Genomic DNA, 24827 nt, shown 5'->3' on the forward strand with positions numbered 1-24827 from the left:
AGAAAGGGCGGGGCGATCCCTCGATCGCCTCGCCTAGCTCTGGGCGTCGTGGAAGATGATGCCCAGCGTGTGGCGCATGCCGGACAGGAGCCGGCTGACGCCATGGCGCATCTGCACCCGGTGGACGCCGCGCGTGCCCATCACCGGCCGCTCGCGCACCGGGAAGATCACGGCATCGCCCTTGCGCAGCGGCACCATTTCGGGCCGCGACTGCATGCGCGGGCGTTGCTCGGTCAGGATGAAGGCGCCGCCGGTGAAGTCCGCTTCCGGCTCCGACAGCAGGATCGCCGCCTGCAACGGGAAGATGGTCGCGCCATAGACATCCTGATGCAGCGCATTCCAGTCGCCCGCCTCATAGCGCAGCAGCAAGGGCGTCGCCTTGTCCTGGCCGCCGAGCGCGCACTGGTTCAGGAATTCGGCGTGACGGGCGGGGTAGAGCGCATCGCTCCCCAGCATCGCCGCCCAGCGATTGGCGACCTCTACCAGCGACGGATAGAGTGCCTCGCGCAGCGCGGCGACCGGCTCGGGCAATGGGTAAGTGAAATAGCGATAGCGCCCCCGGCCATAGCCATGACGCGCCATCACCACCTCCTTGCGGAAGGCATGGGGCTGGTCCCATAGCGCGACGATCGCGTCGCACTGGTCCGGGGAAAGCAGAGCAGGCAGGCGCGCGGCGCCATGCAGGTCAAGGTCGGTCAGGTCCATGGCGCGCAGCATGGGCGGCGCGGGGCGCGGCGTCATCCCGTGCCTTGCGCTCAAACCTCCTGCCTCATTTCGGCTTGCGGAAGCGGTAGAGGAAACGGTCGGTCTTGCCGCGAATGGCAGGATCGAACACCAGCTTGCTGTGGTCGTCGGCCGGATTGGCGAGCAGCGGACTTTGCGCCTCCAGCACGAAGCCGGCGCGCAGGAAATCGGCCTTGACCACGGCGGGGTCGATCCGGTGCAGTCTGTCCACCACCGCGCGGGTGTCGCCGGCGGGACCGACATGGTCGATGATGCCGACGATCCCGCCCGGTTTCGTCGCGGCATAGAGCGTCTTCACGAACGCATCGGGGTCGGTGCGCGGAATGCCATATTTGTCCGACTGCCAGTAGAGATCATGGTAGCTCAGATTGATGATGGTGAAGTCGAAACTGTCGGGCGACGCCGCGAAGGCCTCGAACGGATAGCGCACCCAGTCCACCTCCGGCCGGCGCGCGACCAGCGCCGCCCATTTGGGCTTCTCTTCCTCGCTGGCGTAGAATTGGCTGGGCTCGAACCCGGTGACCTTGCCCTTGGGGCCGACCGCATCGGCCATGATCTCCGCCCAATAGCCCGATCCGGTCATGATGTCGGCCGCCTTCATGCCGGGCTTGAGACCCAGGAACGCCAGTGTCTCGGCCGGCTTGCGGCTCTCGTCCAGTGCGCGCGCGTCGGCGGGCCGCTTTGGGTCGGCCACGGCGGCGGCAAAGTCGGTCTTGGCAAGGGCGGCGATCGGGGTGGACAGGGCAAGGCCGCTCAGGGCCAGGGCAAGCATCAGGCGCATGGATTTTCCCCTCATGGAAGGCGGCCCAGCATGCGCCCGATCGCGCATCCGTTCAACGATCCGCGCCGATGCCGGTCGATCGATTCCGGTCGTTGGTCGAAGGGCGGGGCAGGCGCGCCGCGTCCACTCGGCTCTGCACATGCACGTTCAGGCCCAATCATATTGTCATGGTTAACGGGCTCGGCTTGGGACGGATCGGGGGCAGATGATAAGGAGAAAATGATGTCGCACCCGATGAAATTAGCCCCCATTGCCATGGTGTTGGTGGGCTCGCTGGGGCTGGGTGGCTGTGCCACGAAATCCTTCGTGCGCGAACAGGTGGCGACCGTGAACCAGCGCGTCGATGCGCTCGACGCCAAGCTGCAGACCACCGACGGCACGGCGCAGCAGGCTCTGGCCCAGGCCCAGTCGGCCGCCGGTCAGGCCCAGAATAACGGCCAGCGCCTCGATCAGCTGAACGCCCGCGTTGACGGTGTCGAGCAGCAGATGCGCGAAGCCAAGACCAAGCGCGCCAGAAACTGATTACGTAATTGATCACGTAACTGATCGCGCAACTGATCCGGTCGGGCTGGTCCCGATCCCGTGCCGGCGCCCCCGCTTCATGGGGGCGCCGGCCCCTTTCCCGGATATGCTCCTCCATGCACAAATTCCCATGGGCGCTGGCGATGCTGGCGCTGTTCGGTGCCTCTCCCGCGCCGGCGGCCGCGCCCGAAGCGCCCGCGTCCGAGAAGCCAGCACCTGAAACCCCGCAATCACCCGATGCGCGCCGGGTGATCGACTGGATTGCCGCGACCGGCGACAATCACGGCCTGCCCTATGCCATCGTCGACAAGCAGGCGGCCCGCGTCTTCCTGTTCGATGCCAGGGGGAAGGCGCTGGCCGATGCGCCGGTGCTGATCGGCATCGCGACGGGTGACGATGCCACGCCCGGCGTCGGCAAGAAGAGCCTGGCGGAGATCGGCCCGGCGGAAAAGACCACGCCGGCCGGCCGCTTCCTTGCCAAGTTCGGCCTGGCGGCGGGCAAGCAGCGGGTGCTGTGGGTCGATTATGCGACCTCCGTCGCGATGCACACCATCCCCAAGGGCAATCCCAAGGAAAAGCGGCGCGAGCGGATGCTGTCGCCGACGATCGAGGATAATCGCATCACCTTTGGCTGCATCAACGTGCCGATCGCCTTCTACAATCGCGGCCTGCGCCCGCAATTTCTGAAAAAGGGCGGCTATGTCTATGTGCTGCCGGACACAAAATCGCTCGAAGCGGTTTTCCCTCCCCTGCATGTCCAGTCTTATCCGAAGGCGGACGCATCCTCATAAGGCGGGAGCCACGCGCATGATGATCCGGAGGGCAAGCGGCCTGATACTGGTCGCGGCGGCGGGGCTGTCGCCGGGCAGCGCACAGGCCGGCTTCTATTCGGGCGAAGCGCTGCTGGAAAGCTGCACCGCCGACCGCGCCGACAAGGCTTTTTTCGAGAAAAGCTATGAATGCGTCGGCTATGTCGCCGGCGCGGTCGACGCGTTCAACACCACGCGCGAGGTGAATAGCCTCAAAAGCTGCATCCCCGCCGATGTGACGCTCAACCAGTTGAAGGGCGCCACCGTTGACTATCTGCGCGCCAATCCGGACAAGCGCGCCCAGTCCGCCTCCACCCTGGTCTTCACCGCCACGCGCCAGGCCTGGCCCTGCCCCAAGGCAAAGGCCCAACCCAGCATCAGGCCCAGCACGAAGAAGAAGCGCAAATAGCGCTTATTTCGCGGCCTTGCCGACGGGCCGCATATAGAGGCGCGCCATTGCCGCCTCCATCTTCGCCCGGTCGACCGACAGGATTACCCGTTGCGCCTGTTCGCCCAGATGCGGTTGATAGGATTCCGTCCAGGACAGGGTGTCACCATAGGCCGCCGTCTGGCTGGTCTCGAAATCGACCCACAAAGTCTCGTCCTTCGTCACGATCTCCGGATTGAGCCAGGCCATGGCGACGATCTCGTCCCACATCGGATAGCCCGGCTCCAGCCCGGTCTGGAACAGATCGGTCAGCGGCGTGTGGGCGGGCTTCAGCCCGTCGAGGAAGGCGCGGGTCCATTGCGTGCCGGTGGACGGATCGACCGGGATCATCGTGATCTTCTGCCACGGCGCATGGGCAAAGATCTTCGCCGCCTCGGGGTCCCAGCGGATGTTGAACTCGCGGCGCGGCGAGTTGACGAATTCGCGGGCGAACTGCTCGGCCGAAGGCCCTTCCAGCACCTGATGCGGCGCCAGGCTGCCACCCATATAGAGGATTTCCTTCACATTGGCGGCAAAGCTGGGGTCCAGGCTCTGGGCGATGGCGATATTGGTCATCGGCCCGGTCGCGAACAGGGTGATCTCACCCGGATGCGCCTTCACCATCCGCACCAGGAAGGCGGCGGCAATCTCGGCGCTGGGCTTCGTCCTGGGGTTGCCGATCGGCAGGTCGGGCACCTTGGTCGGGTCGGTCGATCCGGGATGCTCCTGGATCGTGTCGCCCGGCCAGTAATCGGTCCATGGCCCCTTGAACACCAGCCGGCCATATTGGCCTTCCCAGCGCTTGGTCGCCTCGGCGCTGTTGAGCAGGGGGAAGGTCGCGCCCGGCACCACCGGCACGTCGGTCCGGCCCAATATCTCCAGCGTGCGCAGCGCATAGGCGGTCGCGGTGTCGCGCCACACCGATCCGCTGGTGGTGGTGATGCCCAGCACCTCGACATCCGGGCTCTGCAGCAACAGCAGCGGCACGCCGTTGAGGCCGATCATGTCGTCGTCGACGATCACCAGCCGCTTGACGCTTGCCGGCGCGGCGGGCTTGGCATTCGCCCCCTGCACGCCCAGCATCAGCGCCAGTGCGCCCAGCATGATCTTCATCGTCCGCATTGCGTCAAACCCCCATTTCGCTTCGTCCCGCCGCCTGTTAGGACGGTGCCATGCGCAGCCTCTATCCGCCGATTGAACCCTACGCCACTGGTCATCTTGACGTAGGCGATGGCCACAGCCTCTATTGGGAACGGTCCGGCACGCCCGGCGCCAAGCCCGCCGTCTTCCTGCATGGCGGGCCGGGCGGCGGCATATCGCCCGACCATCGCCGGCTGTTCGATCCCGCCCGCTATGATGTGCTGCTGTTCGACCAGCGCGGCTGCGGCCGATCGACCCCGCACGCCCATCTCGACGCCAACACCACCTGGCATCTGGTCGCCGATATCGAGCGCTTGCGCGAGATGATGGGCGTGGACCAGTGGCTGGTCTTCGGCGGTAGCTGGGGATCGACCCTGGCACTGGCCTATGCGCAGGCGCATGTCGCGCGCGTGACGCAGCTGGTGCTGCGCGGTATCTTCACCATCCGCCAGTCAGAGATCGACTGGTATTATCAACAGGGCGCCAGCCGCATCTATCCCGACAAATGGGACCGCTTCGTGGCGCCGATTCCGGAAGGCGAGCGCGGCGACATGGTCGGCGCCTATCGCCGCATCCTGACCGGCGAGGATCGCGCCGCCCAGGCCGCCGCGGCCAAGGCGTGGAGCGTCTGGGAGGGCGAGACGATCCGCCTGCTGCCCGACGAGGCGCTGTCGGCGACCCATGAGGGCGACGATTTCGCGCTCGCCTTCGCCCGGATCGAAAATCATTATTTCGTCCATCGCGGCTGGCTGGAGGATGGCCAGTTGATCCGCGAGGCGGGCAAGCTGGCCGGCATTCCCGGCGTCATCGTCCAGGGCCGCTATGACATGGCCTGCCCGGCGGAAACCGCCTGGGCACTGCACCGCGCCTGGCCGCAGGCGCGCTTTGAAATGATCGAAGGCGCCGGCCATGCGTATAACGAACCGGGCATATTGGACGCGCTGATCCGCGCGACCGACGGATTTGCGGATTAATTGGCGTTACAGGGGGAAGGCATGGTGCGACTGACCGGAACCGGCATATTGGGTCTCGCCTTGCTCATCGGCGTGACGCTGTCCGGTATATTGTGGGGCTGTCCCACCTATAATGTCTACAGCAAGGAGCAGGCAGGGCGCGCCGCGTTGGCCGAAGCGCAGTCCTCGCGCCAGATCGCCGTGCTGGAAGCGCGGGCAAAGCTGGAAAGCGCCAAGATGCTGGCCGACGCCGAAGTCGTCCGGGCGGAGGGCGCGGCGCGGGCCAATCGCATCCTGCAGGACAGTCTGGGCGGGCCGGACGGCTATCTGCGCTATCTGCAGATCCAGGCGATCGACAACAAGGATGCCAGCCTCATCTATGTGCCGACCGAGGGCGGATTGCCGCTGTTGGAAAGCAGCCGATTGACGGCGCGCGCGCCCAGCCAGGGCAATTGAGAGATATTTTCGTGGTTAGCCGTTGTTGAGGGCACGATGGCCCGGAACGGCGTAGCGAACATGACGGAGGAAAAGACGTGCGGACTATGATGTTTTTGCCGACGGTGTTGTTTCTCGCCTCCTGCGGCGGTGGCGATGACGTGACCGCAGTCGAGAACCGGAACATGCCCGAAACCGGCGCGACGGCCGCAGTGGCCAAGCTCGATCCCGACCTGCGCAACGGGGTGCTGGAAAAGGCGATCAAGGCATCGGGCGTCGCCTGCCCCTCGGTCACCGGCTCCGAGCGCGCCGAGGTGCGGCCGGGCGTCAAGGGTTGGAAGGCCCAGTGCAATAACGAAACCGCGCATCTGATCGAGATCCTGCCCGATGGCACCGCGAAGGTGACCAGCCGGACCTATTGAACCTCGGTCAGAAGGATGTCTTGAGCCGCAACCCCATATAGGCGGCGGTTGGCGCGCTGGCGATGATCGGATCGATCAGTTGGGCATTTGCTGTCAGGCGGAAATTCCTGACGATTTCGGCGGTATAATAGATTTCAGCGCCCTGTTCGTCCTGCAGGGGCAGGATGGGGGCCATGCCTTCGACCAAGCGGTGCGCCAGCGAGAATCGGAAATAGCCGATGCCGAACCGGTCCTTGGGACGGGTCCGGATCGGCGGCGATCCCGCGATTCCGAACGTACCGCTCCAGTCCAATATGCCCGGGGCGCCGGTGGAAAAGCCGATATGGCCGAACAGGCCCCAACCCCGCTTGGGATCGAGCGGATCCTGCCACAGAAATTGCTGGACCGCATAGCGCAGGTGCAGCCCGCCGGGATCGCGGGGGAGCAGCAGGCCCGATCCGGGTGGCGGCTGGATATCGGGATAGTCCTCGCGCCCGTTCACCCGTCGGCTGGTGAGGTAGATGGTGGCGCTGTGATAGCCTTGCCGTCCGCCGATCCGTGCTGGCAATGTCGCCACGAACATGGCGTTGACGCCATTCTCGAAGGCCTTCCTGGGGACGTAGCGTCGTACCCAGCTTTCCGGCGTCCAGATGCCGAGGTTGAAGGTGAAGGGGCCAACCGGGGCGCTGGCGATCGCGCCCAGCACCTTGGGGGAGGCAAGCAGGCCCGGCGGGGCGGCCAGCGCCATATGCTGAAACCCTTCCTTGCCGCCGCCGCTGACCACGGGCAGGTTCACGCTGGCATCGAACAGGTTGATCTTACCGGCCTGCAGCCGCAGCTTGCCCAGTTTCTGGACGATGTTGACCGAAAGGTCGAAGGCCTCGTCATTGCTGACCGGGATGCTGAGCGCGGCGTTGACCGGCAGCAGGGTCTGCGCCCCGATCCGATTGGTGCTGTCGCCATAGACATATTCGGCCTGCAGATTGATCGTCAGCCCGTCCCACAGGCCGGCGGCGGCACCGTCGATCCGGGCATAACCGTCTAGCCGCCCGCCATAGCGTGGCTCCGCCTTGCCGGTGCCGGCTACCGAAGAGCCAACGAACTGTGTCCAATCGGCGCGCAGGTCCAACGGCGACGAGACAGGGGCTTCCTGCGCGATCACGATGCTGGCCGAAACGAGCATGCCAAGCCAGCACAGCGCCGCCGCTCGCGCCACTTGCGCGCATATGCGCCATCTCTGTGTTGCCACCCCTGCCATGGCGCAATCTTAGATTGCATGCCCGCTCCTGCCCCTAGGGAAAAGTGCCGGGATGGCGGCGGGGCTATCCGGATGTCGCGGGACGGCGCGAACGCCTGATATGGGCGAGCAACGCCAGGCATCCCATCGCCGCCAGCGTGATCCAGGGCGATGCCATCATGATGATGCCCAGGCCGATGTCGGCCCCGCCGGCAAAATCGGTCAGATAATCCTGTCGCAATTGCCAGACGGCGAAGGTCGCGAACAATGACGTCATGCCGATTGCCACGACCCATAACCATCGTCGGCGGCTGCCAATCAGCGCGAGCACCAGCATGGGCAGCACGGCGATGGCGAAATGGAACGCGGTGAGGTCGGGCGCATCAATGAAACCCAGCCTCCCGTCCGCAAAAGGTGTCCGCCCGACGACGATATCGGCCGCCACATTTTCGGCCAGCATGATCAAGAGGCCGATAGCCAGCGCTGCACCGATCAGGGGCAGGCGCCGACGCATCACCGTCCAAACTTCCGCGTCGTTTTCCCGAAACGCCCCTTGCGCGTTCCCGGCTTGCCCTCGGTCGCGCGGCCGCGCGGGGCGGCCACCTGCTGATCCGCCGGCAGGCCCAGTTCCTCGGCCTCCAGCTTGCGAATCTCGTCGCGGATGCGGCCGGCTTCCTCGAACTCCAGGTCGGCGGCGGCAGCCCGCATCTTCTTTTCCAGATCCTCGATATAGGCGCGCAGATTATGGCCGACCAGGTGCGGGCGATCTTCCAGTCCCGTCTCGACCGTGACCTGATCCTTGGATGCCACATGGGCGATGATGTCGCCGATATTGCGCTTGATCGTGGTCGGCGTGATGCCGTGTTCGAGGTTGTAGGCCTCCTGCTTCTCGCGGCGGCGGCTGGTTTCGTTGAGTGCACGCTCCATCGACCCGGTGATGCGGTCGGCATAAAGGATCACGCGCCCTTCGACGTTACGCGCCGCGCGGCCGATCGTCTGGATCAGCGATGTTTCGGACCGCAGGAACCCTTCCTTGTCCGCGTCCAATATAGCCACCAGTCCGCATTCGGGAATGTCGAGCCCCTCGCGCAGCAGGTTGATGCCGATCAGTACGTCATAGACGCCGAGCCGCAGGTCGCGGATCAGCTCGATACGCTCCAGCGTCTCGACGTCGCTGTGCATGTAGCGGACCTTGATCCCCGCCTCATGCATGAACTCGGTCAGATCCTCGGCCATGCGCTTGGTCAGCGTCGTGACGAGCGTGCGGTATCCCTGCGCCGCGACCTTGCGGCATTCGTTGATCAGATCATCGACCTGGTCCTCGACCGGCTTGATCTCGACCGGCGGGTCGATGAGGCCGGTGGGGCGGATCACCTGTTCGCTGAACACGCCGCCGGTCTGCTCCATCTCCCATGGGCCGGGCGTCGCGGAGACGCTGACCGTCTGCGGCCGCATCGCGTCCCATTCGTTGAAGCGCAGCGGGCGGTTGTCGATGCAGCTGGGCAGGCGGAAGCCATATTCGGCCAGCGTGATCTTGCGCCGGTGGTCGCCGCGCGCCATCGCACCGATCTGCGGTACGGTCTGGTGGCTTTCGTCCACGAACAGCATGGCGTTTTCGGGCAGATACTCGAACAAGGTCGGCGGCGGCTCGCCGGGCAGGCGGCCGGTCAGGAAGCGGCTGTAATTCTCGATCCCCGCGCAGCTTCCGGTGGCTGCGATCATCTCCAGGTCGAAATTGGTGCGCTGCTCCAGCCGCTGCGCCTCCAGCAGCTTGCCCTCGGCCTCCAGCTCCTTCAGCCGCTCGGTCAGCTCGAACCGGATCGCTTCCATCGCCTGCTTGAGCGTCGGCCCGGGCGTCACATGGTGGCTGTTGGGGAAGACCTTCACATAATCCAGGCTGGCGATCTTCTTGCCGGAGAGCGGATCGAATTCGACAATCTCCTCGATCTCGTCGCCGAAAAAGCTGATGCGCCAGGCCGTGTCCTCATAATGGGACGGGAAGATTTCCAGATTGTCACCCTTCACGCGGAAATTGCCACGCGCGAAACCGGCATCGTTGCGCTTATACTGGAGCGCCACCAGCTTGCGGATGATCTCGCGCTGGTCCTCGATCCCGCCCTTCTTCATGCTGAAGGTCATGGCCGAATAGGTCTCGACCGACCCGATGCCATAGAGGCAGGAGACCGACGCGACGATGATGACATCGTCCCGCTCCAGCAGCGCCCGGGTCGCCGAATGGCGCATCCGGTCGATGCTCTCGTTTACGCTCGATTCCTTCTCGATATAGGTGTCCGACCGCGCGACATAGGCTTCGGGCTGGTAATAGTCGTAATAGCTGACGAAATATTCGACCGCATTGTCGGGGAAGAAGCTCTTGAACTCGCCATAGAGCTGCGCTGCCAGAATCTTGTTGGGCGCCAGGATCAGCGCTGGGCGTTGCAGCGCCTCGATCACCTTGGCCATGGTGAAGGTCTTGCCGGAGCCGGTGACGCCCAGCAGCACCTGATCGCGTTCGCCTGCCAGCGCCTGTTCGACCAGTTCGGGGATCGCGGTGCGCTGGTCGCCCGATGGCTCATAGTCGCTGACCAGCGTGAACGGCCGGCCGCCCTCGCTCTTTTCCGGGCGCGCGGGCCGGTGGGGCACGAAATCCTGGCCGGTTTCGGGTTCGTCAAGCGTGGTGCGGATCTGGATGGCCATGGGCGTAATATGGGGTCTTTGGGCTAGGGCGCAATCCGCGCCGGGCGGGTCAGGGGTTCAGTTCAAAGGCGGTCTTGGGCGGCGGCGGATAGACGACCGGCTTATCGCCAAAGCGCGCGCGCAGGGCGGCCTGGCGGCGCTCGTCATCGATCACTTCGACATCTACCTCATCAGGATATCGGAAGCTGACGTCGAATTTCCCATCCTTGATTTCATATTCCATGATCGACCAGCGTTTGATGCCACCTTCCTCGGACTCGGCGTGCCAGGCTTTCCAAAGAAGATCGGAAAGAACCCTGTTGCTGTCGAGATTTCTGATCTGACGCCCCTCATCCTTGAAGACGTTGGGGCTGATCCATCTATCGCCGACCTCCACATAGAGGAAAATGCCATCCGGATCACCGCCGACGATATGAACCAGCTCCACACCGACCTCGTTGAAGAGTGGTCCCAGAATAGCCAGCTTATCTTTTTCCATCTTCGGCGCCCTTCGCTTCGTTTGGGAATTCTTTGACGAATCTTCTGCCATCAACATACCAAGTGACATTAAGTTGATAGGGTCGTTGGGAGATGCCTTCATAAAGCGGTTCGATGTCAACGAATACCTTGTGTCCTGTCCGTAATTCCTTGGCCCATACATCCTCCATGGTGCGATAGCTGCCACGGTTGAAATTCGCATTCTGGGCGAAATGGTTGAAGCTGTCGCTGGGACCATTGAATCGGGCAGCGATGAAATGACCGCCATCATCGTCACCACGCCGATTAGGCTTGCCCGCCTGCGCCTGATTGCGACGTGATCGCACAGGTGAGGTGGCCAGCGACAATTGGCCAAATGTTCGCCGGCTGCGCGCAATGACGTCGATGTGGAAATCATAGCCATTTTTCGTCTCCTTCCGCCAGTTCGTGTCTAGAATCTGGCTCACCAATGCGGGCGGATCGGCCGGATTGGGCGGCAATTCCCCATCATGCGTGTCCATATAATGGGCAAGCGCGAGGAACTTGTTCTTGGCCGTTCGGGCGGCATCCAGATAGGTCTGGTGCGGTAGCTTCAATTGCTGACCGATCTGCAAGGGCTTATCGATCGGCATGCCGTTCAGCCAGGCGAGATCAGCAGCCGTCAGTCCCTGGCGCTGGGCGGCGATACGGGTAAGCGTGTCGCCCTGTTTGACCACATAAAGCGCATGATTGGCGGGATGATCGGCGCGAAGGCGATCGCGATCAGGGGCGCCACTTTCCCTTGCCGCCGTTGGCGTGGGCCGCGCGACGCCGGTGCCACCGGGCTGGGCCGAAGGTGCATTTCCATTGCTACCCGTGGCGCCGAAATAGCGGCCTCGTCCACGGAAGGCGAAGCGGCCATTCTCCTCGTCATGCCAGGGGTTGAACTTCATCTCGATCGCATCCGGACCGATACGCCGGCCGGTGCGCAAATAAAGGCTGAACGCGGTTTCGCGACTGGAACGAACGAACTCCCCTTCGGTCATCGTCACTCCCCCAAGGATATGAAGGGAATGCGTAGCATAAATATCAGAACAAAACAAGAACAAATGAGACGGGCTTGCGCCGTGCCTCCCTACGGCGAGGCGTGGTCCGGATCGCAATAATCCCGATATCCAGATCCGCCGCCCCTTGCTAAGCTTGGGCCAGATAAAGGGTCGCTTCTGCCAAGACATGCCAGGGGAAGCCGGTGATGACCAAAGCCTTGACCAACGGCCTGCTGGTCTGCGCGCTCGCGATGGTGGCGGGATGCGGTAAGCAGCCGGCCGGCCAGGATACGCAGATAGCCGCGACCGATGCGATGAGTCATGATGCCGCCGTCACGCAGCTCGAAAAGGTACAGCTCAAGCCCGGCCAATGGGAAGGGCGCTTCGTGACGGACCGGATGGACATCAGCGGCGGCCAGGCCTTGCCCGCCGCGGCGCGCCAGCGGATGCAGCAGGCGACAAGCCGCACCCTGCGCTATTGCATCACGCCTGAACAAGCCGCGAATCCCGACGGCCGCGCCTTTTCGGGCGATCCGGGCAAGGAGTGCCGCTATAGTGATTTCACCGTGCGCGGCGGCACGGTGAAGGGCAATGTCACCTGCCGGCGCGACGGCGGTACCAGCAGCATGGCGATGGCCGGCATTTATGCGCCTGACAGTTATGCGGTGCAGATGGACATGCACCAGACGGGCTTGCCCAATGGCATGGAGATGACGATGAAGGCACGGTCGGAAGGCCGCTGGATCGGTCCGGACTGTTCGGAGAAGCAATGAAAGTGTCGAGAACGCGCTGGCCGGCTGCCGCTGCAATGATGGCGTTGGCAGTTGTCACGAGCGCAAGCGCGCAGGCCCCGACCGCGCAACCAGATGATATGATCGTGGTGCAGGGGCAGCGGCTCAGCCGTCAGGAAGCGCTGAACCGCGCCCAGGGTTTCGTGCGGACGCTGGGGGTAGTTCAGGGCGACCGAAGCCTTGCGCGTTGGGTCGCGCCGATCTGTCCGAAGGTCATCGGTCTTTCGCCCGAGCATAGCCGCATCGTGATGGACCGGCTGCATGCGACGATCATGGCGGTCGGTGCTCCCCTGGCTAAGGGGGCATGCGATACCAACCTGCTCGTGGCCTTCGTCAGCGATGGCAAACAGATGGTCAATATCATCGACCAGAAGCAGAGCCGCCGCATGGCCCAGGTGCAGGGGCCAGACCGTCGCGCCCTGCTCGAAAGCGATGCGCCGATCCGCTGGTGGTACATGATCGACCTGGGGTCGGGCGACGGGGCCGGGGTCGGATCGAACGCGCCGCCAGGCGTGGGCGGCAACAGCGATACCGGCTCGCCGATGTGGGACGGTATTCCGACCAGCCAATCCTATGGATCGAGCCTTATCCGCAGCCCGGTCATCCGGATGATTTCGGCCGCAACAGTGTTGATCGACGTCAACCGGGCGGAGGGTGTATCGCTGACTTCGGTGATCGATTATGCCGCCTTCGTCGGCTTGGCCGAGGTGCGCGCCCGGGCGCTGCCGCCGCTGCCGTCGATCCTCAACCTGTTCGGATCGCGGGCGGAGGGTGCTGAAGGTTCAAACCATGCCCTTACCGATTGGGACCGACGCTTCCTGGTTCGCCTCTACACGCTGCCGCTCAATCGTCTGGCGTCGGCGCAGCGCAATCGGCTGGTCAATGCCCTGCTGGATGAGGATGGGCCGGACACTGCCGACTGACGGATCGGATCGCTGCTGGCTCTGCGCCCGTCCGCTCGGTACCCGGACCGAATGGCATCATCCCGTGCCCAAAAGCCGGGGCGGGCGGCAGATGGTACCGGTTCACCCGATCTGTCACCGCACCATCCATGCGACCCTGTCCAACGCGGAACTGGCACGCGCCTATGCCGATCCGGCGGCCCTGCGTGCCCATCCCTCGATCATCCGCTTTCTCGCCTGGATCACCGACAAGCCAGCTGATTTCCACGCGCCGACGCTGACTGCTGGGCGCCGTCGGCGATGATTGCGCGTCCGCGACATTTCCGCTTGCACCCTTGCCTGCATCGGTAGAGCGTGCCGGATGGAAAACAGGGGAGAGGATATGCGTGACATTCTGACGGCCGGGCTGCTGGCGACGACCCTTGGCCTGGCGGCTTGTGGCAGCGAACCGGCCGCACCGCCTGCGCAGGAGGAAGAGACCGCACCGGTGCTGTTGAAGGCCGGGGAATGGACGATCACCCGCAAGACCACCGGCTATAATACGCCGACGGTGACGCCGGCCGAATATCAGGCGGCGCTCAAGCAGGAGAGCGAAGACAAGGTCTGCCTCAAGGTCGATGCCCAGGGCGTGCCCGATGCCAATGCGCTGGCGGGGAGCGAAGGCAGCGACTGTAGCTACAAGGACAAGCTGATCCGTAAGGGACGGCTGATCGCGACCCTGGCTTGTAAGGCGGGCGCAGGTACGTCGGAGATTGTGGTAGAGGGTAATTTCACCGAAGATGGCCTGACTCTGGGCACCACCATGACCAAGACGCAAGGGGGCAAGCCGGTACTGCGCACCACCCACGACTTGACCGGCAAGCGCGAAGGGAATTGCCCGGCCTGATCAGGGCGGGGATTCAATCCGCTCGGCGCGCCTTGGCGTGAATCTCCGCGCGGGATAATAGCAGATCCAGATCTGCGCGACTGATGTCGAAGCTGTCGGGCAGTTCAGCCAGCGCCTGGTCGATATCTTCCAGATGGAAGCCGGCCGCCTCTCGCAACTGGTCGGCGAAGACCGGTGGCGCGATCGGCTGGTGCGGATAGCTGTGGCCCGACAGGCGATGAAAGAAGAGGCCGAGCGACACCAGGGCGATCGAATTGATTCCGACCGGCGCGAAGGCAAAGGCATAGCCCGCGTCATGAATGCCCTGGCTGCCGATGACGGCGGTCAGGGCCGCCGCGCCGCCGGGTGGGTGCAGGCAGCGCAGCAGGCTCATCAGCAATATCGCTGTACCCACTGCCACCCCCGCCGCGACCATCATGTCCGGGATCATGTGGAACGCGGCGACGCCGACCAGGCTGGACAGGATGTTGCCGCCGACCACCGGCCATGGCTGGGCCAGGGGGCTGGCCGGCACGGCAAAGATCAGCACCGCTGAGGCGCCCAGCGGCGCGACGATAATCGGCAGGTCACCGGCATGCAGCGGCAACTGGCTGCACACCAATATGGTGAGGCTGATGCCGATCGCGGCGCCCAGGCCTGCGACGATCCGGTCGATTGGCCGCGCACCCGCCAGCAGGGGCTTGAAGATGTTCATGCTTGGCCCTTGCGACGCAACCGGTCGAAAAGCCACCCCGTTTTTCTTGGCGCCGCCGATGCCCGCTTATTGCAGGGCGTCGATCGCTCGCTGGTCGCAATGTCTCGGTCCGCGCGACACCGGGCTGACATTGGGGACCAGGATCGACTGGCCGATCCGTATCGGTGCGAAGCGCTTGCGCTCTATCCCTTCGCAGCGGAGATATTGCTCCAGCATGCGCGGCGGCGTGTCACGCTTCTCATAGGACAGGCGGAAGGTGCCCCAATGGATCGGGATCGCGGTCGATGCGCCCAGCCGCTTGAACAGGTCGACCGCGCGGCGCGGGCCGATATGGGCGTCCGATTCCATCTGCCCCGGCCAGAATCGGAACGCGCCGATCGGGATCAGCGCCAACCGGATCGGTCCGAATCGCGTGGCGTCGGCGGCCCAGCCCATGTCACCCGCGCCGGTATCGCCGGCAAAATAGATATTGCCCGCCCGCGTCTCGATCAGGAAGCTCGACCAGAGCGCCCGGTTGCGGTCGGTGAACCAGCGGCTGCTCCAATGATGGTTGCGCGTCGCATGGACCCGATAGTCGGGGCAATGCTCGTAATTCTCGCACTGGATCACCGCTTCGGGCACCAGTCCATTGAGCTGCGCGCCGGTCACGGACTGGCCCCAGTCGAGCGCGATCGACGGGATGCCGTGCGCCTTGAGTATCGCGTCATTGCCCGGCGGTGTCACGATCTTGGGCCGGTCCCGCCGCCACAGCGCCTTCAGCGTTGGAATGTCGAGATGGTCATAATGATTATGGCTGATGAGGATCAGGTCGATCTTGGGCAGATCCTGCATTCGGATGCCCGGCTCCGCCACCCGCTTGGGGCCGAGCGGGGGGAAGGGGCTGGCATGGTCGGACCAGATCGGGTCGGTCAATATGTTGATCCCCGCCGCCTGCACCAGCACGGTCGCATGGCCGACCCAGGTGGCGACCATGCCGCGCGGCGCGGCGAAGGGGGCAGGGCGGGCGGGCTTCACCGCCACCGCATCGGGCCATGCGGGCCGGTCGTCCTTGCCCAGCAGCCAGCGGGCGACGAAACCCTGCCGATTGGTGCCGGGCGGGGCGGGGATGTCGATCTCACCGTCGGGGTTGAAGAAGCGGGTGCCGTCATAATGGCGGCTTACCGGCCCTTCATAATAGATGCGGTCCAGGAAGGGCGGCACGATCACCGTCGCCAGGCAGGCCGCAATCAGCAGGAACAGCAGCCCGACACCCACGCCCTTCACTATCGTCACCGCGCGCGCCATGCCTGCTCCCGTGCCCTTCATCGCGCCGACATAGCGTGCCGGCGCGACAGGGCAAGGTTACTGCGTGATCCGTGCCCAAGCGCAGATGTGCAGCGGGCGCATATCTGGCCGCCTGGGGCGGTTTCAGCCCTGGTCCTGATATGCCATTTGCAGGATACCCCAATGGCGCCCACGGACATGGATGGAGGCGATGACCTGTTTGAGCAGGATCACCTCGCCCTCGGCGGTCAGGCGGCGATAGGCCTTGATGCAGAAGGGCTGGGTGATCTTGCACTGTTCGCGCGTGTCCGGGAAATCGAACACCACGCCCTGGCGCGAATATTCGGCGTTCCATTTCTCATCGCCGGGCCGCTGGGGCAGGGCGCGTTCGGGCATCGCGATCGCACCAAAGCTGTTGCGATCGGTGAAGGTCATGCCGAACAGGCCCTTGTAACCACGCGCCACTTCCTGCTGGGCGCGGGCTTCGGTCAACATGATCGGCTGGATCGGGTGGGTGAATTGCGGCGGATTGGTCCCGCGGATTGGTGCATAATAATCGCTGAAGACGTCGGTCTCGCCGATGCGCCCCTCGTCCAGCGCCCGTTCGATCGCGATGGCGACCGATTGCGCCGCTGCCAGGCTAAAACGGATATAGGGGGAATCGGGAATATCGACGCCGCTTTCCGCCATATATTGGAGCAGCATGTTGGTGTCGTCGCTGGCGGTCGAAACGCGGCCCGACAGGCGCTGCAGGCCATTGGCATTATCGCCTGAGGTGCTGGAAAGCGCGGACAGGCCCGACCGGATCTCGCTGGCGGAACCGACCATCGACGCGATCCGCTCGGCCACCGCCTCGCTGTTGGTCGACAGGCCCTGCATCAATGATCCCAGCCGATCGACCAGTGCCTCGATATTCTTGGTGTCGGACAGGGCGGTGCGCGCGGTCTGCGCGCCATGGGTAATGCTTTCCAGCATGCCGCCGGCCTCGCTGGTCAGTGCGCCGATCGACCGTTCGATCGTCTGGGTCGCGGTCGCGGTTTCCTGCGCCAGCTTCTTCACTTCGGCGGCGACCACGGCGAAGCCGCGGCCGGCATCGCCCGCGCGCGCGGCCTCAATCGTGGCGTTGAGGGCGAGAAGGTTGGTCTGGCTCGCAATGCCGCTGATCACGCTGGTGACATGTGCCACCGTCTTGAGCGCCTCGCCAAAACCGTCGAGCCGGTCGTGGATGCGGCTGACCTGCTCGATCAGGCCCACGAAATTGCCATTGGCAGTGGACAGTTGTCGGCCCGAATCATCAATGATGGCGCGGGCGGCGACGGCTTTCTCGCGCGCATCCTGGCCCGCCAGCGCCACGCTTTCGCCGTCGCGCGACAATTGCGAGGCTGCGCCATTGATCGCCTCGATCGTGCGCGCCTGTTGGGTCACCCGCTCTGCAAGTTCGCTGATGTCTGCCTGCAAGTCGAGCGTGCGGATGCCCAGGTCGCCAGAGAGTTTGGCGACCTTCATTACCGCTCGTGCGACGGTTCCCGATTGCGTTTCTGTGCCCACAGCAACTGGCTAGCCATGGATGGTAAAATAACTGTTATCATTCTGTCATGCGTGTCAGCTTCACAGCGCCCCCAGCAAAGCCAGCACCACGCCACAGGCGACCAGCGTCAGCCCCATCGCCTCGCTGCGTGCCATCCGTTCGCCCAGGTAGAAATGGCCGAACGCCATGGTGAAGGCGACCTCGATCTGGCCGACGATCCGCACCAGTGCGACCGGCGCCGTGGCAAAGCCGGTGAACCAGCAGGCCGATCCCATCGCCGACAGGAAACCGACCTGGCCCGATACGCGCCAACTGGTGAAGACCTTGCGCATCTCGCCCGGTTCGCGCAGCAGCAGATAGCCGCCCTGCAGCAGGGTCTGCAGCAGCACCGTGACACTGAGAACAATCAGCGCCGCATGGATCGGATCGCCGCCGCCCACCTCCTGTGTCGCGCGGCGGATGCCGATCGCGGTCAACGCGAAGAAGAAGCCTGAGGCGATGCCGGTGATCGCCGCCGGCTGGCCCAGCGCGCGCAGAAAATCCATCGGCCCCATCCGCTTGCCGCCAGTCGACAACAGCATCACGCCGGCCACGCCACAGCCGATCCCGGCGCAGGTCAGCGCGCTCAACCGCTCACCCATCAGCAGGAAGGACAGGATCGCGCCTTGCACCGCCTCGGTCTTGGAATAGGCGGTGCCAACGACGAAGTTGCGATGGCCAAAGGCCATGATCAGCAAATTGGTGGCGATGATCTGTGCCAGGCCCCCGGCCAGGCAGAAGGGCAGGAACAGCCGTCCCGGCGCCGGGAAGGGCGCGGGGAAGAGCAACTGATAGCCGCCAAGCAGGATCAGCGCGAAGGGAATGCCATAAAGATAGCGGACCAGGCCCGCCGCATTGATTGATAGGCTCTTGCCCACGCGCCGCTGCACGGCGGTGCGCCAGGCCTGCGTGGCCCCGGCCATCAGCGTGGCGGGCAACCAGATCGGGGACGTAATCATGCGCGCCCTATACAATAGGCGCGTGCGCCGTCACCCCATCATCATCAGGAAGGCGAAGAACAGCGACAGCGACGCACAGGCAAAGCCATATAGCAGCGGCAGCCGCAGCAAGGTGCCGGTGCGCGAGAGCTGATAGGCGTCCTTGAACTGCCGATACATGTGCCAGCCGGCGAACAGGATCAGCACCAGCGTCACCAGCCCATGGGTGATGTGGACCGCTGTCAGGACCATCGACAGCGAGAAGAGCAGCGACATGAAGGCGATCGAATAGGTCACATAGATCGCATGGTCGTACATCTTGTAGCGGCGGCTGAACGGAAAGAGCAGCCATAGGAAGGGCAGAGAGATGAGGATCAGCAGCCAGGAGAATTTATAGGCATTGGCCTTGAGCTTGTAATAGGCAAATTCCGGGTCCTTGGCGGCCGCGCTGATCGCCTTGCCCACCGTATTGGCGACACCGTTATTGACACCCTCGCCCGTCAGCGCATCGGTCAGGCCGCTTGCCATGGTCAGGCCCTGCCGCTCTTCCTGCGCGTCCTTCAGCTTCTCCTGCAGCGTTTCGCGCCGGTTGGCGCTGATCCCCGGTTCGGCCAGTTGCGCCTGTACCTTGGCGATATCGGCGTCAGCCTTGGCCTCTTCCTTCTTCAGCTCGGCGATCGCCTCGCTGTTCATCTTCACCTTGTTGCGTGCGCCTTCCGGCCCATGATGGCTGGTCAGCGAGAAGATCGCGTACATCAGGAAGGCACTGAACAGGAACAGGGCGAAGGGGGAGACGAACTTGGCCCGCTCGCCATGGATATAGCGGCGCGTCAACTGCCCGGGGCGTAGCGCCAGCTCCGGCAGGGTGGTGAAGATCTTGCCCTCGAAATGAAATACGCCATGGGCAATGTCATGGCCGATCGCGGCAAAGCTGCGATGCAGATGGGCCGCCTGGCCGCATTCGGCGCAATAATGGCCGGTCACCGCCGTGCCGCAATTGAGGCACGCGCCATGGCCGGCCTCATGTGCCTCACCATGGCCCGGCTCCACCGCCCGTGCCAGCATCGCTCCGGTGACCGCGTCACCCGCTGCTTCGATTCCCCCAGTCATCGGGATAGACTATCAGCGGTGTATCATGGATGCCAGTCACCTTGATTTCGCTCTGCTGGACAAGCTGCTGCGCGGGTTCCATGGAAAGAGGATGAGGGATGAGTTTGCCAGGCAGGCGGTCGCGGACGGCGATCAGGATGCAATCCGTGCAGTCCTGGCCGATGTCTGTCGTCTGACCGACATGGGTTTTGCTGCGGTCGCCCGCGTGACCGAAGATCGTTGGATCGCCTGCCAGGTTCTCGACAAGATCGAGTTTGGCCTGACCCCGGGTGGGGAACTGGAGATCGCGAAGACCATCTGCACGGAGATACGCGAACATGGCGAGGCCGTTGTGTTTGATGATGCCTCGATCGACATGGAGTGGCGTACCCATCCGGTACCAATTCTCTATGGTTTCAAAAGCTACGCCTCCTTCCCGATCTTCCTGTCGAACGGCACTTTCTACGGCACGCTCTGCGCCATTGATCCAGCCCGACGCAGGATCGCGACGCCGGAGGTGATTGCGAGGATGCGGGCCTGTGCCCTGCATGTCGCGGCGTTGCTGGACCGCGCCATCGTCTGATCAGCTTTTGTTGCTGCTTTGCAACAGGCCGGGAAATTCAATGACAGGGATCGTTGGATCCTACTCATCCGTCATGCGGCTGCCACAATCCGGCCCTAGCTCGCGGGCCAGGCCGGATACAGGGACCGCGCTGCCGGACAGGCACGCGCGCATCCGGCAAGACCATAGGCAATTAGGGAATTTACGTGACCAAGATCACTTTGGGGCGGTCGGCGCTGCTGCTGACCACGGCTTTCGGCGCGCTCGCTCTCGGCGGCATCGCCCATGCACAGGCAGCGGGCGCTGACGCTGGTCAACTCGACGAGATCGTCGTGACGGCCGAGCGCCGCTCGGAAAATCTGCAGAAGGTGCCGGTCTCGGTCGGCGTTGTGCAGGGCGACGCGCTGCGCAACCTGACCGCCGGCGGCGGCGACATTCTGGAACTCGCGGCCCGCGTGCCCGGCCTCTATGCCGAAACCACCACCGGCCGCATCTTCCCGCGCTTCTACATTCGTGGCCTCGGCAATATCGACTTCTATCTCGGCGCTTCGCAGCCGGTGTCGATCATCCAGGACGATGTCGTGCTGGAACATGTGGTGCTGAAATCGAACCCGGTGTTCGACGTCAACCAGGTGGAAGTGCTGCGCGGCCCGCAGGGTTCGCTGTTCGGCCGCAACACCACGGCGGGCATCATCAAGTTCGACACCATCCGTCCCTCGATGGACTGGCAGGGCCGCGCCCAGGCCAGCTATGGCAGCTATAACACCGTCACCTTCGACGGCGGCATTGGCGGCCCGATCGTCGCCGACAAGCTCGCCTTCCGCGTTTCGGCGCTCTACCAGCATCGCGACGACTGGGTCGACAACGCCTATGCCGGCCCCAGCGCCGACGGCACCGTCGCGCCGAAGAAGGACGCGATGGGCGGCTATAATGAAAAGGACATCCGCGTTCAGCTGCTGATGACGCCGACGGAAAATCTGTCGATGCTGACCAGCGTCCATGCCCGCGACTATGACGGCACCTCGACCCTGTTCCACCGCGCCGGCCTGGTGAAGGGCTCCAACAGTGTTGCCGACGAACCGCGCGGCACCGTGCGCTATGACGAGGCGATGAACAATCCGCAGGCCTACAAGACCTATGGCGCCTCGGAGAACATCTCCTATGATTTCGGTCCGGTTACCCTGACCTCGATCACGGCCTATGAAACCACCTCGGGCTACAGCCGGGGTGATACCGATGGCGGTGCGGCGGCCGATTATCCGGTGGGCGGCGTTGCGAACGGCTATGGCGAGAGCCAGGGCCAGGTGCGCGATCTCGACCAGCTGACCCAGGAAGTCCGCCTTGCCAGCAACGGCAATGGCGCCTTCAAATGGCAGGTCGGTGGCATGTATTTCGACAGCCGCGACACCACCGATTTCTACCAGCGCGCCTATTTCCTGACCACCGCCGCCAACAATCCCAACAATTGGGTGCGGCTGCGCAACAAGAATGAGAGCTGGGCGATCTTCGGCCAGGCGAGCTACGAACTGGCGCCGGGCTTCACGCTGACCGCCGGTGGCCGCTATACCAAGGACACCAAGGAAACCCGCCTGGTCAAGACCGCCGACACGGCGGCGGGCGTCGTCACCTATCGTGGCCGTCGCTATGTGAAGATGTCGGACGAAAAGCCCAGCTGGGACGTCAGCGCGCTGTATGAGATCAACCCGGAAGTCAGCGTCTATGCCCGCGTTGCCACCGGCTTCCGTGGCCCGACCATCCAGGGCCGCTCGGCGGTGTTCAACAGCGACTTCACCACGGCGGATTCGGAAACCATCCTGTCGGGCGAAGCGGGTATCAAGACCAGCCTGTTCGATAACAAGCTGCGCTTCAACATGTCGGGCTTCGCCTATCGGGTGAAGGACATCCAGCTCAACGGCAATGATGTGAACGGCAATGGCGTGCTGTTCAACGCCGACAAGGCGCAGGCCTATGGCATGGAAGCCGATCTGGAAGCGCGTCCGTTCGAAAATCTCACCTTGTCGGCCGGCCTCAGCCTGCTGCACAGCGAGATCAAGGACAAGAATGTCTATGCCCAGGTCTGCATCCTGAACGGCGTGGTCGTCTGCACTGTGAATGATCCCACGATCAAGGTCGGCGCCAACACCTTCGCCCAGATCGACGGCAACCCGCTGCCCAACGCGCCGAAATATACCGCCAACATCGCGGCCCGTTACGACGTGCCGCTGGGCAATGGTGGCAAGATCTTCGCCTCGACCGACTGGAATATCCAAGGCTACACCAATTTCGTCCTCTACAAGACGGCGGAATTCTACTCGAAGGACGATTTCGAGGGTGGCCTGAAGATCGGCTACACCGCACCCGACGGCCAGTATGAGATCGCCGCCTTCGCCCGCAACATCACGGGCGAGAAGAACCTCAAGGGCGTGATCGAAAACTACATGGCGGCAGTGTTCAACGAACCCCGCATCATCGGCATCTCGCTCAGCGGCAAGATGTAAGGATCAGTCCTATTCCTCCCCATGCGCCGCATGGGGAGGCGCAAACAAAGAGGCGCGTCATCCTTCGGGATGGCGCGCCTCTTTCGTCAGCTCGGCTTGATCGGCGCCAGCGTCACATTCTTCCAGTCGGGCTCATGATGCGGCTCGCGGCCCATCGTCCAATTACCCTGCAGTCGCACCAGCGGGTTGGGCGCGCACCAGATTTCTCCGCTATCGCTCAGGCCCGTCACCCAGATCAGATTATGCTCCTGCCCATAGTCGATGACGGCGAAGGCATAACCCTTGCCCTTGCCTTCGATGGTGACGGGCAATGGCGGTTCGAGCTGTGTGAAAGACATGGATGGACTCCGGCGTTGGGTGCCGGAAATAATGCGGCGCGCGAAACCAGGTTCCCGTCTCGCGCGCCGCCTTGATCCGTATCAATAGGATAGTTGCTGATGGGCGATCTTACGCCCCTTCGAGCAGCTTCTCCTTCTTGATCTTCTCCTGCCACACCAGCGGGGCGAGGCGATGGACATTCTGGCCTTCACTGTCGACCGCGACGGTCACCGGCATGTCCTCCACGGTGAATTCGTAAATGGCTTCCATGCCCAGATCCTCGAAGCCCACGACCTTGGAGGCCTTGATCGCGCGCGACACCAGATAGGCCGCGCCGCCTACCGCCATCAGATAGGCGCTCTTGTGGGTCTTGATGCTCTCGGTCGCGGCGGGGCCGCGCTCGGCCTTGCCGACGCAGGCGGCCAGGCCCTGTGCCAGCATCATGTCCATGAAGCTGTCCATGCGGGTCGCGGTGGTGGGGCCAGCCGGGCCGACCACTTCGTCGCGTACCGGATCGACCGGCCCGACATAATAGATGACGCGGCCCTTGAAATCGACTGGCAGGCTCTCGCCCTTGGCCAGCATGTCCTTGATCCGCTTGTGCGCGGCGTCGCGGCCGGTGAGCATCTTGCCGTTCAGCAGCAGGCGGTCGCCATGCTTCCAGCTCTGGACGACTTCGGGCGTCAGATTATCGAGGTCGACGCGGATCGCTTCCTTGCTCGGCTTCCAGTCCACCTGCGGCCATTCGGAAAGCTTGGGCGCTTCCAGATAGGCCGGACCGGAGCCGTCGAGCGTGAAATGCGCGTGGCGCGTCGCGGCGCAATTGGGGATCATCGCCACCGGCTTGCCCGCCGCATGACAGGGATAGTCGTGGATCTTGATGTCGAGCACGGTGGCGAGGCCGCCCAGGCCCTGCGCGCCGATGCCCAGCGCATTGACCTTGTCGAACAGCTCGATGCGCAGTTCCTCGATCTTGTTCTGCGGGCCGCGTGCCTTCAGCTCGCCCATGTCGATCGGGTCCATCAGGCTTTCCTTGGCCAGCGCCACGGCCTTTTCCGCGGTGCCGCCGATGCCGATGCCCAGCATGCCCGGCGGGCACCAGCCCGCGCCCATCTGCGGCACCATTTCCAGCACCCAGTCGACGATCGAATCGCTGGGGTTCATCATCTTGAACTTGGTCTTGTTCTCGGACCCGCCGCCCTTGGCCGCGACATCGACGATCACCTTGTTGCCCGGCACCATTTCCACGTTCAGCACGCAGGGCGTGTTGTCCTTGGTGTTCTGGCGCGAAAAGGCGGGGTCTTTCAGGATCGACGCGCGCAGGCGGTTCTCGGGGTTGAGATAGGCCTTGCGCACGCCTTCATCGATCACGTCCTGCATCGACCGGCTATTGTCGTCCAGGCGGCAGTCCATGCCCCACTTCACGAACACATTGACGATGCCGGTGTCCTGGCAGATCGGGCGATGCCCTTCGGCGCACATGCGGCTGTTGGTCAGGATCTGGGCGATGGCGTCCTTCGCCGCCGGATTGGCTTCGGCCTCATAGGCTTTGCCCAGTGCCCGGATATAATCCATCGGATGATAGTAACTGATGAACTGGAGCGCGTCGGCGACGCTCTCGATGAGGTCGGCGGTCTTGATGAGCGTCATCTACCCTGGTCCCTATATCTTGCGGCCCGCCTCTGCACGGCG

Annotated in this window: 27 protein-coding genes; 12 read left to right on the forward strand and 15 right to left on the reverse strand. The window is 63.8% G+C overall.

Going from position 1 to position 24827, the window contains the following annotated elements; all coding sequences use genetic code 11:
* Positions 1–33 precede the first annotated feature (33 nt).
* A complete protein-coding gene (locus tag PMI04_RS03650; RefSeq protein ID WP_007711307.1) occupies positions 34–741 on the reverse strand; it encodes a 2OG-Fe(II) oxygenase in 708 nt (235 codons plus the stop codon).
* A gap of 28 nt (positions 742–769) precedes the next feature.
* Entirely contained in the window at positions 770–1525 is a 756-nt protein-coding gene (locus tag PMI04_RS03655) for a class I SAM-dependent methyltransferase (protein WP_007711302.1), read from the reverse strand.
* Positions 1526–1747: 222 nt separating this feature from the next.
* Here PMI04_RS03655 and PMI04_RS03660 point away from each other — a divergent pair, with 222 nt between their 5' ends.
* The 3 genes from PMI04_RS03660 (at position 1748) to PMI04_RS03670 (ending at position 3265) form a co-directional block, all read left to right on the forward strand.
* On the forward strand, positions 1748–2047 hold the full coding sequence (locus PMI04_RS03660) for a hypothetical protein (RefSeq protein WP_004209889.1): 300 nt from the start codon (positions 1748–1750) through the stop codon (positions 2045–2047).
* 116 nt (positions 2048–2163) lie between these two features.
* Positions 2164–2838 (forward strand): hypothetical protein, encoded by a 675-nt coding sequence (locus tag PMI04_RS03665; RefSeq protein ID WP_007711297.1) that lies wholly within the window; start codon positions 2164–2166, stop codon positions 2836–2838.
* Positions 2839–2854: 16 nt separating this feature from the next.
* Positions 2855–3265 (forward strand): Rap1a/Tai family immunity protein, encoded by a 411-nt coding sequence (locus PMI04_RS03670; RefSeq protein ID WP_007711295.1) that lies wholly within the window; start codon positions 2855–2857, stop codon positions 3263–3265.
* Between the two features lie 3 nt (positions 3266–3268).
* Here the strand turns inward: PMI04_RS03670 and PMI04_RS03675 are convergent, their stop codons facing one another.
* Positions 3269–4405, reverse strand: coding sequence for a nucleoside hydrolase (locus PMI04_RS03675; RefSeq protein WP_007711290.1), 1137 nt, complete (start codon positions 4403–4405; stop codon positions 3269–3271).
* 50 nt (positions 4406–4455) lie between these two features.
* Between PMI04_RS03675 and pip the strand changes: the two genes are divergently transcribed.
* The 3 genes from pip to PMI04_RS03690 all read left to right on the forward strand — a co-directional run bounded on the left by pip (position 4456) and on the right by PMI04_RS03690 (position 6233).
* The gene (gene pip / locus PMI04_RS03680; RefSeq protein ID WP_007711287.1) at positions 4456–5397 is read left to right on the forward strand and encodes a prolyl aminopeptidase; all 942 of its coding nucleotides are present in this window, start codon (positions 4456–4458) and stop codon (positions 5395–5397) included.
* A gap of 21 nt (positions 5398–5418) precedes the next feature.
* A complete protein-coding gene (locus tag PMI04_RS03685) occupies positions 5419–5832 on the forward strand; it encodes a hypothetical protein (protein WP_007711283.1) in 414 nt (137 codons plus the stop codon).
* Positions 5833–5918: 86 nt separating this feature from the next.
* Positions 5919–6233 (forward strand): hypothetical protein, encoded by a 315-nt coding sequence (locus PMI04_RS03690; protein ID WP_037486685.1) that lies wholly within the window; start codon positions 5919–5921, stop codon positions 6231–6233.
* 7 nt (positions 6234–6240) lie between these two features.
* Here the strand turns inward: PMI04_RS03690 and PMI04_RS03695 are convergent, their stop codons facing one another.
* The 5 genes from PMI04_RS03695 to PMI04_RS03715 form a co-directional block, all read right to left on the reverse strand.
* On the reverse strand, positions 6241–7395 hold the full coding sequence (locus PMI04_RS03695) for a carbohydrate porin (protein ID WP_007711275.1): 1155 nt from the start codon (positions 7393–7395) through the stop codon (positions 6241–6243).
* Between the two features lie 139 nt (positions 7396–7534).
* Complete coding sequence (locus PMI04_RS03700) at positions 7535–7963, reverse strand: hypothetical protein (RefSeq protein WP_007711271.1); 429 nt, start codon at positions 7961–7963, stop codon at positions 7535–7537.
* Positions 7963–10146, reverse strand: a complete 2184-nt coding sequence (gene uvrB / locus PMI04_RS03705; RefSeq protein ID WP_007711268.1) for an excinuclease ABC subunit UvrB — start codon at positions 10144–10146, stop codon at positions 7963–7965. The genes PMI04_RS03700 and uvrB overlap by 1 nt, the downstream gene beginning before the upstream one ends.
* Before the next feature lie 49 nt (positions 10147–10195).
* Complete coding sequence (locus tag PMI04_RS03710) at positions 10196–10624, reverse strand: hypothetical protein (protein ID WP_007711264.1); 429 nt, start codon at positions 10622–10624, stop codon at positions 10196–10198.
* Positions 10611–11816, reverse strand: a complete 1206-nt coding sequence (locus tag PMI04_RS03715; RefSeq protein ID WP_238535938.1) for a DNA/RNA non-specific endonuclease — start codon at positions 11814–11816, stop codon at positions 10611–10613. The genes PMI04_RS03710 and PMI04_RS03715 overlap by 14 nt, the downstream gene beginning before the upstream one ends.
* A gap of 17 nt (positions 11817–11833) precedes the next feature.
* Here PMI04_RS03715 and PMI04_RS03720 point away from each other — a divergent pair, with 17 nt between their 5' ends.
* From PMI04_RS03720 to PMI04_RS03735, 4 genes are all read left to right on the forward strand, one after another.
* On the forward strand, positions 11834–12400 hold the full coding sequence (locus PMI04_RS03720) for a DUF3617 domain-containing protein (RefSeq protein WP_007711260.1): 567 nt from the start codon (positions 11834–11836) through the stop codon (positions 12398–12400).
* 98 nt (positions 12401–12498) lie between these two features.
* Positions 12499–13341: a hypothetical protein gene (locus tag PMI04_RS03725; protein WP_193378304.1), complete on the forward strand. Its 843-nt coding sequence runs from the start codon at positions 12499–12501 to the stop codon at positions 13339–13341.
* On the forward strand, positions 13319–13624 hold the full coding sequence (locus PMI04_RS03730; protein WP_007711254.1) for a hypothetical protein: 306 nt from the start codon (positions 13319–13321) through the stop codon (positions 13622–13624). Before PMI04_RS03725 ends, PMI04_RS03730 begins: the two co-directional genes overlap by 23 nt.
* 78 nt (positions 13625–13702) lie before the next feature.
* Positions 13703–14206, forward strand: coding sequence for a DUF3617 domain-containing protein (locus PMI04_RS03735; RefSeq protein ID WP_007711252.1), 504 nt, complete (start codon positions 13703–13705; stop codon positions 14204–14206).
* Positions 14207–14219: 13 nt separating this feature from the next.
* On the opposite strand, the gene PMI04_RS03740 is transcribed toward PMI04_RS03735, so the two are convergent.
* The 5 genes from PMI04_RS03740 to PMI04_RS03760 form a co-directional block, all read right to left on the reverse strand.
* A complete protein-coding gene (locus PMI04_RS03740; RefSeq protein WP_007711249.1) occupies positions 14220–14900 on the reverse strand; it encodes an HPP family protein in 681 nt (226 codons plus the stop codon).
* Positions 14901–14966: 66 nt separating this feature from the next.
* Positions 14967–16184: an MBL fold metallo-hydrolase gene (locus tag PMI04_RS03745; protein ID WP_007711243.1), complete on the reverse strand. Its 1218-nt coding sequence runs from the start codon at positions 16182–16184 to the stop codon at positions 14967–14969.
* A gap of 123 nt (positions 16185–16307) precedes the next feature.
* Complete coding sequence (locus PMI04_RS03750; RefSeq protein ID WP_007711241.1) at positions 16308–17669, reverse strand: methyl-accepting chemotaxis protein; 1362 nt, start codon at positions 17667–17669, stop codon at positions 16308–16310.
* Positions 17670–17771: 102 nt separating this feature from the next.
* A complete protein-coding gene (locus tag PMI04_RS03755; protein ID WP_007711237.1) occupies positions 17772–18689 on the reverse strand; it encodes a DMT family transporter in 918 nt (305 codons plus the stop codon).
* Between the two features lie 30 nt (positions 18690–18719).
* Complete coding sequence (locus tag PMI04_RS03760; protein WP_007711234.1) at positions 18720–19778, reverse strand: DUF3667 domain-containing protein; 1059 nt, start codon at positions 19776–19778, stop codon at positions 18720–18722.
* A 91-nt stretch (positions 19779–19869) separates the two neighbouring features.
* On the opposite strand from PMI04_RS03760, the gene PMI04_RS03765 reads away from it, so the two are divergent.
* Positions 19870–20340 carry a GAF domain-containing protein gene (locus PMI04_RS03765; protein WP_037486699.1) on the forward strand — a complete coding sequence of 157 codons (471 nt, stop codon included), beginning with the start codon at positions 19870–19872 and terminating at the stop codon, positions 20338–20340.
* Positions 20341–20525: 185 nt separating this feature from the next.
* Positions 20526–22817 (forward strand): TonB-dependent receptor, encoded by a 2292-nt coding sequence (locus PMI04_RS03770; RefSeq protein ID WP_007711229.1) that lies wholly within the window; start codon positions 20526–20528, stop codon positions 22815–22817.
* Positions 22818–22903: 86 nt separating this feature from the next.
* Here the strand turns inward: PMI04_RS03770 and PMI04_RS03775 are convergent, their stop codons facing one another.
* Positions 22904–23155 (reverse strand): hypothetical protein, encoded by a 252-nt coding sequence (locus PMI04_RS03775; protein WP_007711225.1) that lies wholly within the window; start codon positions 23153–23155, stop codon positions 22904–22906.
* A gap of 109 nt (positions 23156–23264) precedes the next feature.
* Positions 23265–24785: a fumarate hydratase gene (locus PMI04_RS03780; protein WP_007711221.1), complete on the reverse strand. Its 1521-nt coding sequence runs from the start codon at positions 24783–24785 to the stop codon at positions 23265–23267.
* Between the last annotated feature and the right edge of the window lie 42 nt (positions 24786–24827).

This window comes from Sphingobium sp. AP49 (genome assembly GCF_000281715.2).
Taxonomy (GTDB): domain Bacteria; phylum Pseudomonadota; class Alphaproteobacteria; order Sphingomonadales; family Sphingomonadaceae; genus Sphingobium.

What these genes read in the sequence shown, in the direction of transcription:
- PMI04_RS03775 (WP_007711225.1), bottom strand. Translation starts at nt 23,155, where the DNA reads ATGTCTTTCACACAGCTCGAACCGCCATTGCCCGTCACCATCGAAGGC.
- PMI04_RS03675 (WP_007711290.1), bottom strand. Translation starts at nt 4,405, where the DNA reads ATGCGGACGATGAAGATCATGCTGGGCGCACTGGCGCTGATGCTGGGC.
- PMI04_RS03765 (WP_037486699.1), top strand. Translation starts at nt 19,870, where the DNA reads ATGAGGGATGAGTTTGCCAGGCAGGCGGTCGCGGACGGCGATCAGGAT.
- PMI04_RS03735 (WP_007711252.1), top strand. Translation starts at nt 13,703, where the DNA reads ATGCGTGACATTCTGACGGCCGGGCTGCTGGCGACGACCCTTGGCCTG.
- uvrB (WP_007711268.1), bottom strand. Translation starts at nt 10,146, where the DNA reads ATGGCCATCCAGATCCGCACCACGCTTGACGAACCCGAAACCGGCCAG.
- PMI04_RS03715 (WP_238535938.1), bottom strand. Translation starts at nt 11,816, where the DNA reads ATGTCTTGGCAGAAGCGACCCTTTATCTGGCCCAAGCTTAGCAAGGGG.
- PMI04_RS03695 (WP_007711275.1), bottom strand. Translation starts at nt 7,395, where the DNA reads ATGCTCGTTTCGGCCAGCATCGTGATCGCGCAGGAAGCCCCTGTCTCG.
- PMI04_RS03685 (WP_007711283.1), top strand. Translation starts at nt 5,419, where the DNA reads ATGGTGCGACTGACCGGAACCGGCATATTGGGTCTCGCCTTGCTCATC.
- PMI04_RS03745 (WP_007711243.1), bottom strand. Translation starts at nt 16,184, where the DNA reads ATGGCGCGCGCGGTGACGATAGTGAAGGGCGTGGGTGTCGGGCTGCTG.
- PMI04_RS03720 (WP_007711260.1), top strand. Translation starts at nt 11,834, where the DNA reads ATGACCAAAGCCTTGACCAACGGCCTGCTGGTCTGCGCGCTCGCGATG.
- PMI04_RS03655 (WP_007711302.1), bottom strand. Translation starts at nt 1,525, where the DNA reads ATGCGCCTGATGCTTGCCCTGGCCCTGAGCGGCCTTGCCCTGTCCACC.
- PMI04_RS03690 (WP_037486685.1), top strand. Translation starts at nt 5,919, where the DNA reads ATGATGTTTTTGCCGACGGTGTTGTTTCTCGCCTCCTGCGGCGGTGGC.
- PMI04_RS03755 (WP_007711237.1), bottom strand. Translation starts at nt 18,689, where the DNA reads ATGATTACGTCCCCGATCTGGTTGCCCGCCACGCTGATGGCCGGGGCC.
- PMI04_RS03665 (WP_007711297.1), top strand. Translation starts at nt 2,164, where the DNA reads ATGCACAAATTCCCATGGGCGCTGGCGATGCTGGCGCTGTTCGGTGCC.
- PMI04_RS03650 (WP_007711307.1), bottom strand. Translation starts at nt 741, where the DNA reads ATGACGCCGCGCCCCGCGCCGCCCATGCTGCGCGCCATGGACCTGACC.
- PMI04_RS03730 (WP_007711254.1), top strand. Translation starts at nt 13,319, where the DNA reads ATGGGCCGGACACTGCCGACTGACGGATCGGATCGCTGCTGGCTCTGC.
- PMI04_RS03760 (WP_007711234.1), bottom strand. Translation starts at nt 19,778, where the DNA reads ATGACTGGGGGAATCGAAGCAGCGGGTGACGCGGTCACCGGAGCGATG.
- PMI04_RS03700 (WP_007711271.1), bottom strand. Translation starts at nt 7,963, where the DNA reads ATGCGTCGGCGCCTGCCCCTGATCGGTGCAGCGCTGGCTATCGGCCTC.
- PMI04_RS03750 (WP_007711241.1), bottom strand. Translation starts at nt 17,669, where the DNA reads ATGAAGGTCGCCAAACTCTCTGGCGACCTGGGCATCCGCACGCTCGAC.
- PMI04_RS03780 (WP_007711221.1), bottom strand. Translation starts at nt 24,785, where the DNA reads ATGACGCTCATCAAGACCGCCGACCTCATCGAGAGCGTCGCCGACGCG.
- PMI04_RS03725 (WP_193378304.1), top strand. Translation starts at nt 12,499, where the DNA reads ATGATCGTGGTGCAGGGGCAGCGGCTCAGCCGTCAGGAAGCGCTGAAC.
- PMI04_RS03670 (WP_007711295.1), top strand. Translation starts at nt 2,855, where the DNA reads ATGATGATCCGGAGGGCAAGCGGCCTGATACTGGTCGCGGCGGCGGGG.
- PMI04_RS03710 (WP_007711264.1), bottom strand. Translation starts at nt 10,624, where the DNA reads ATGGAAAAAGATAAGCTGGCTATTCTGGGACCACTCTTCAACGAGGTC.
- PMI04_RS03660 (WP_004209889.1), top strand. Translation starts at nt 1,748, where the DNA reads ATGTCGCACCCGATGAAATTAGCCCCCATTGCCATGGTGTTGGTGGGC.
- pip (WP_007711287.1), top strand. Translation starts at nt 4,456, where the DNA reads ATGCGCAGCCTCTATCCGCCGATTGAACCCTACGCCACTGGTCATCTT.
- PMI04_RS03740 (WP_007711249.1), bottom strand. Translation starts at nt 14,900, where the DNA reads ATGAACATCTTCAAGCCCCTGCTGGCGGGTGCGCGGCCAATCGACCGG.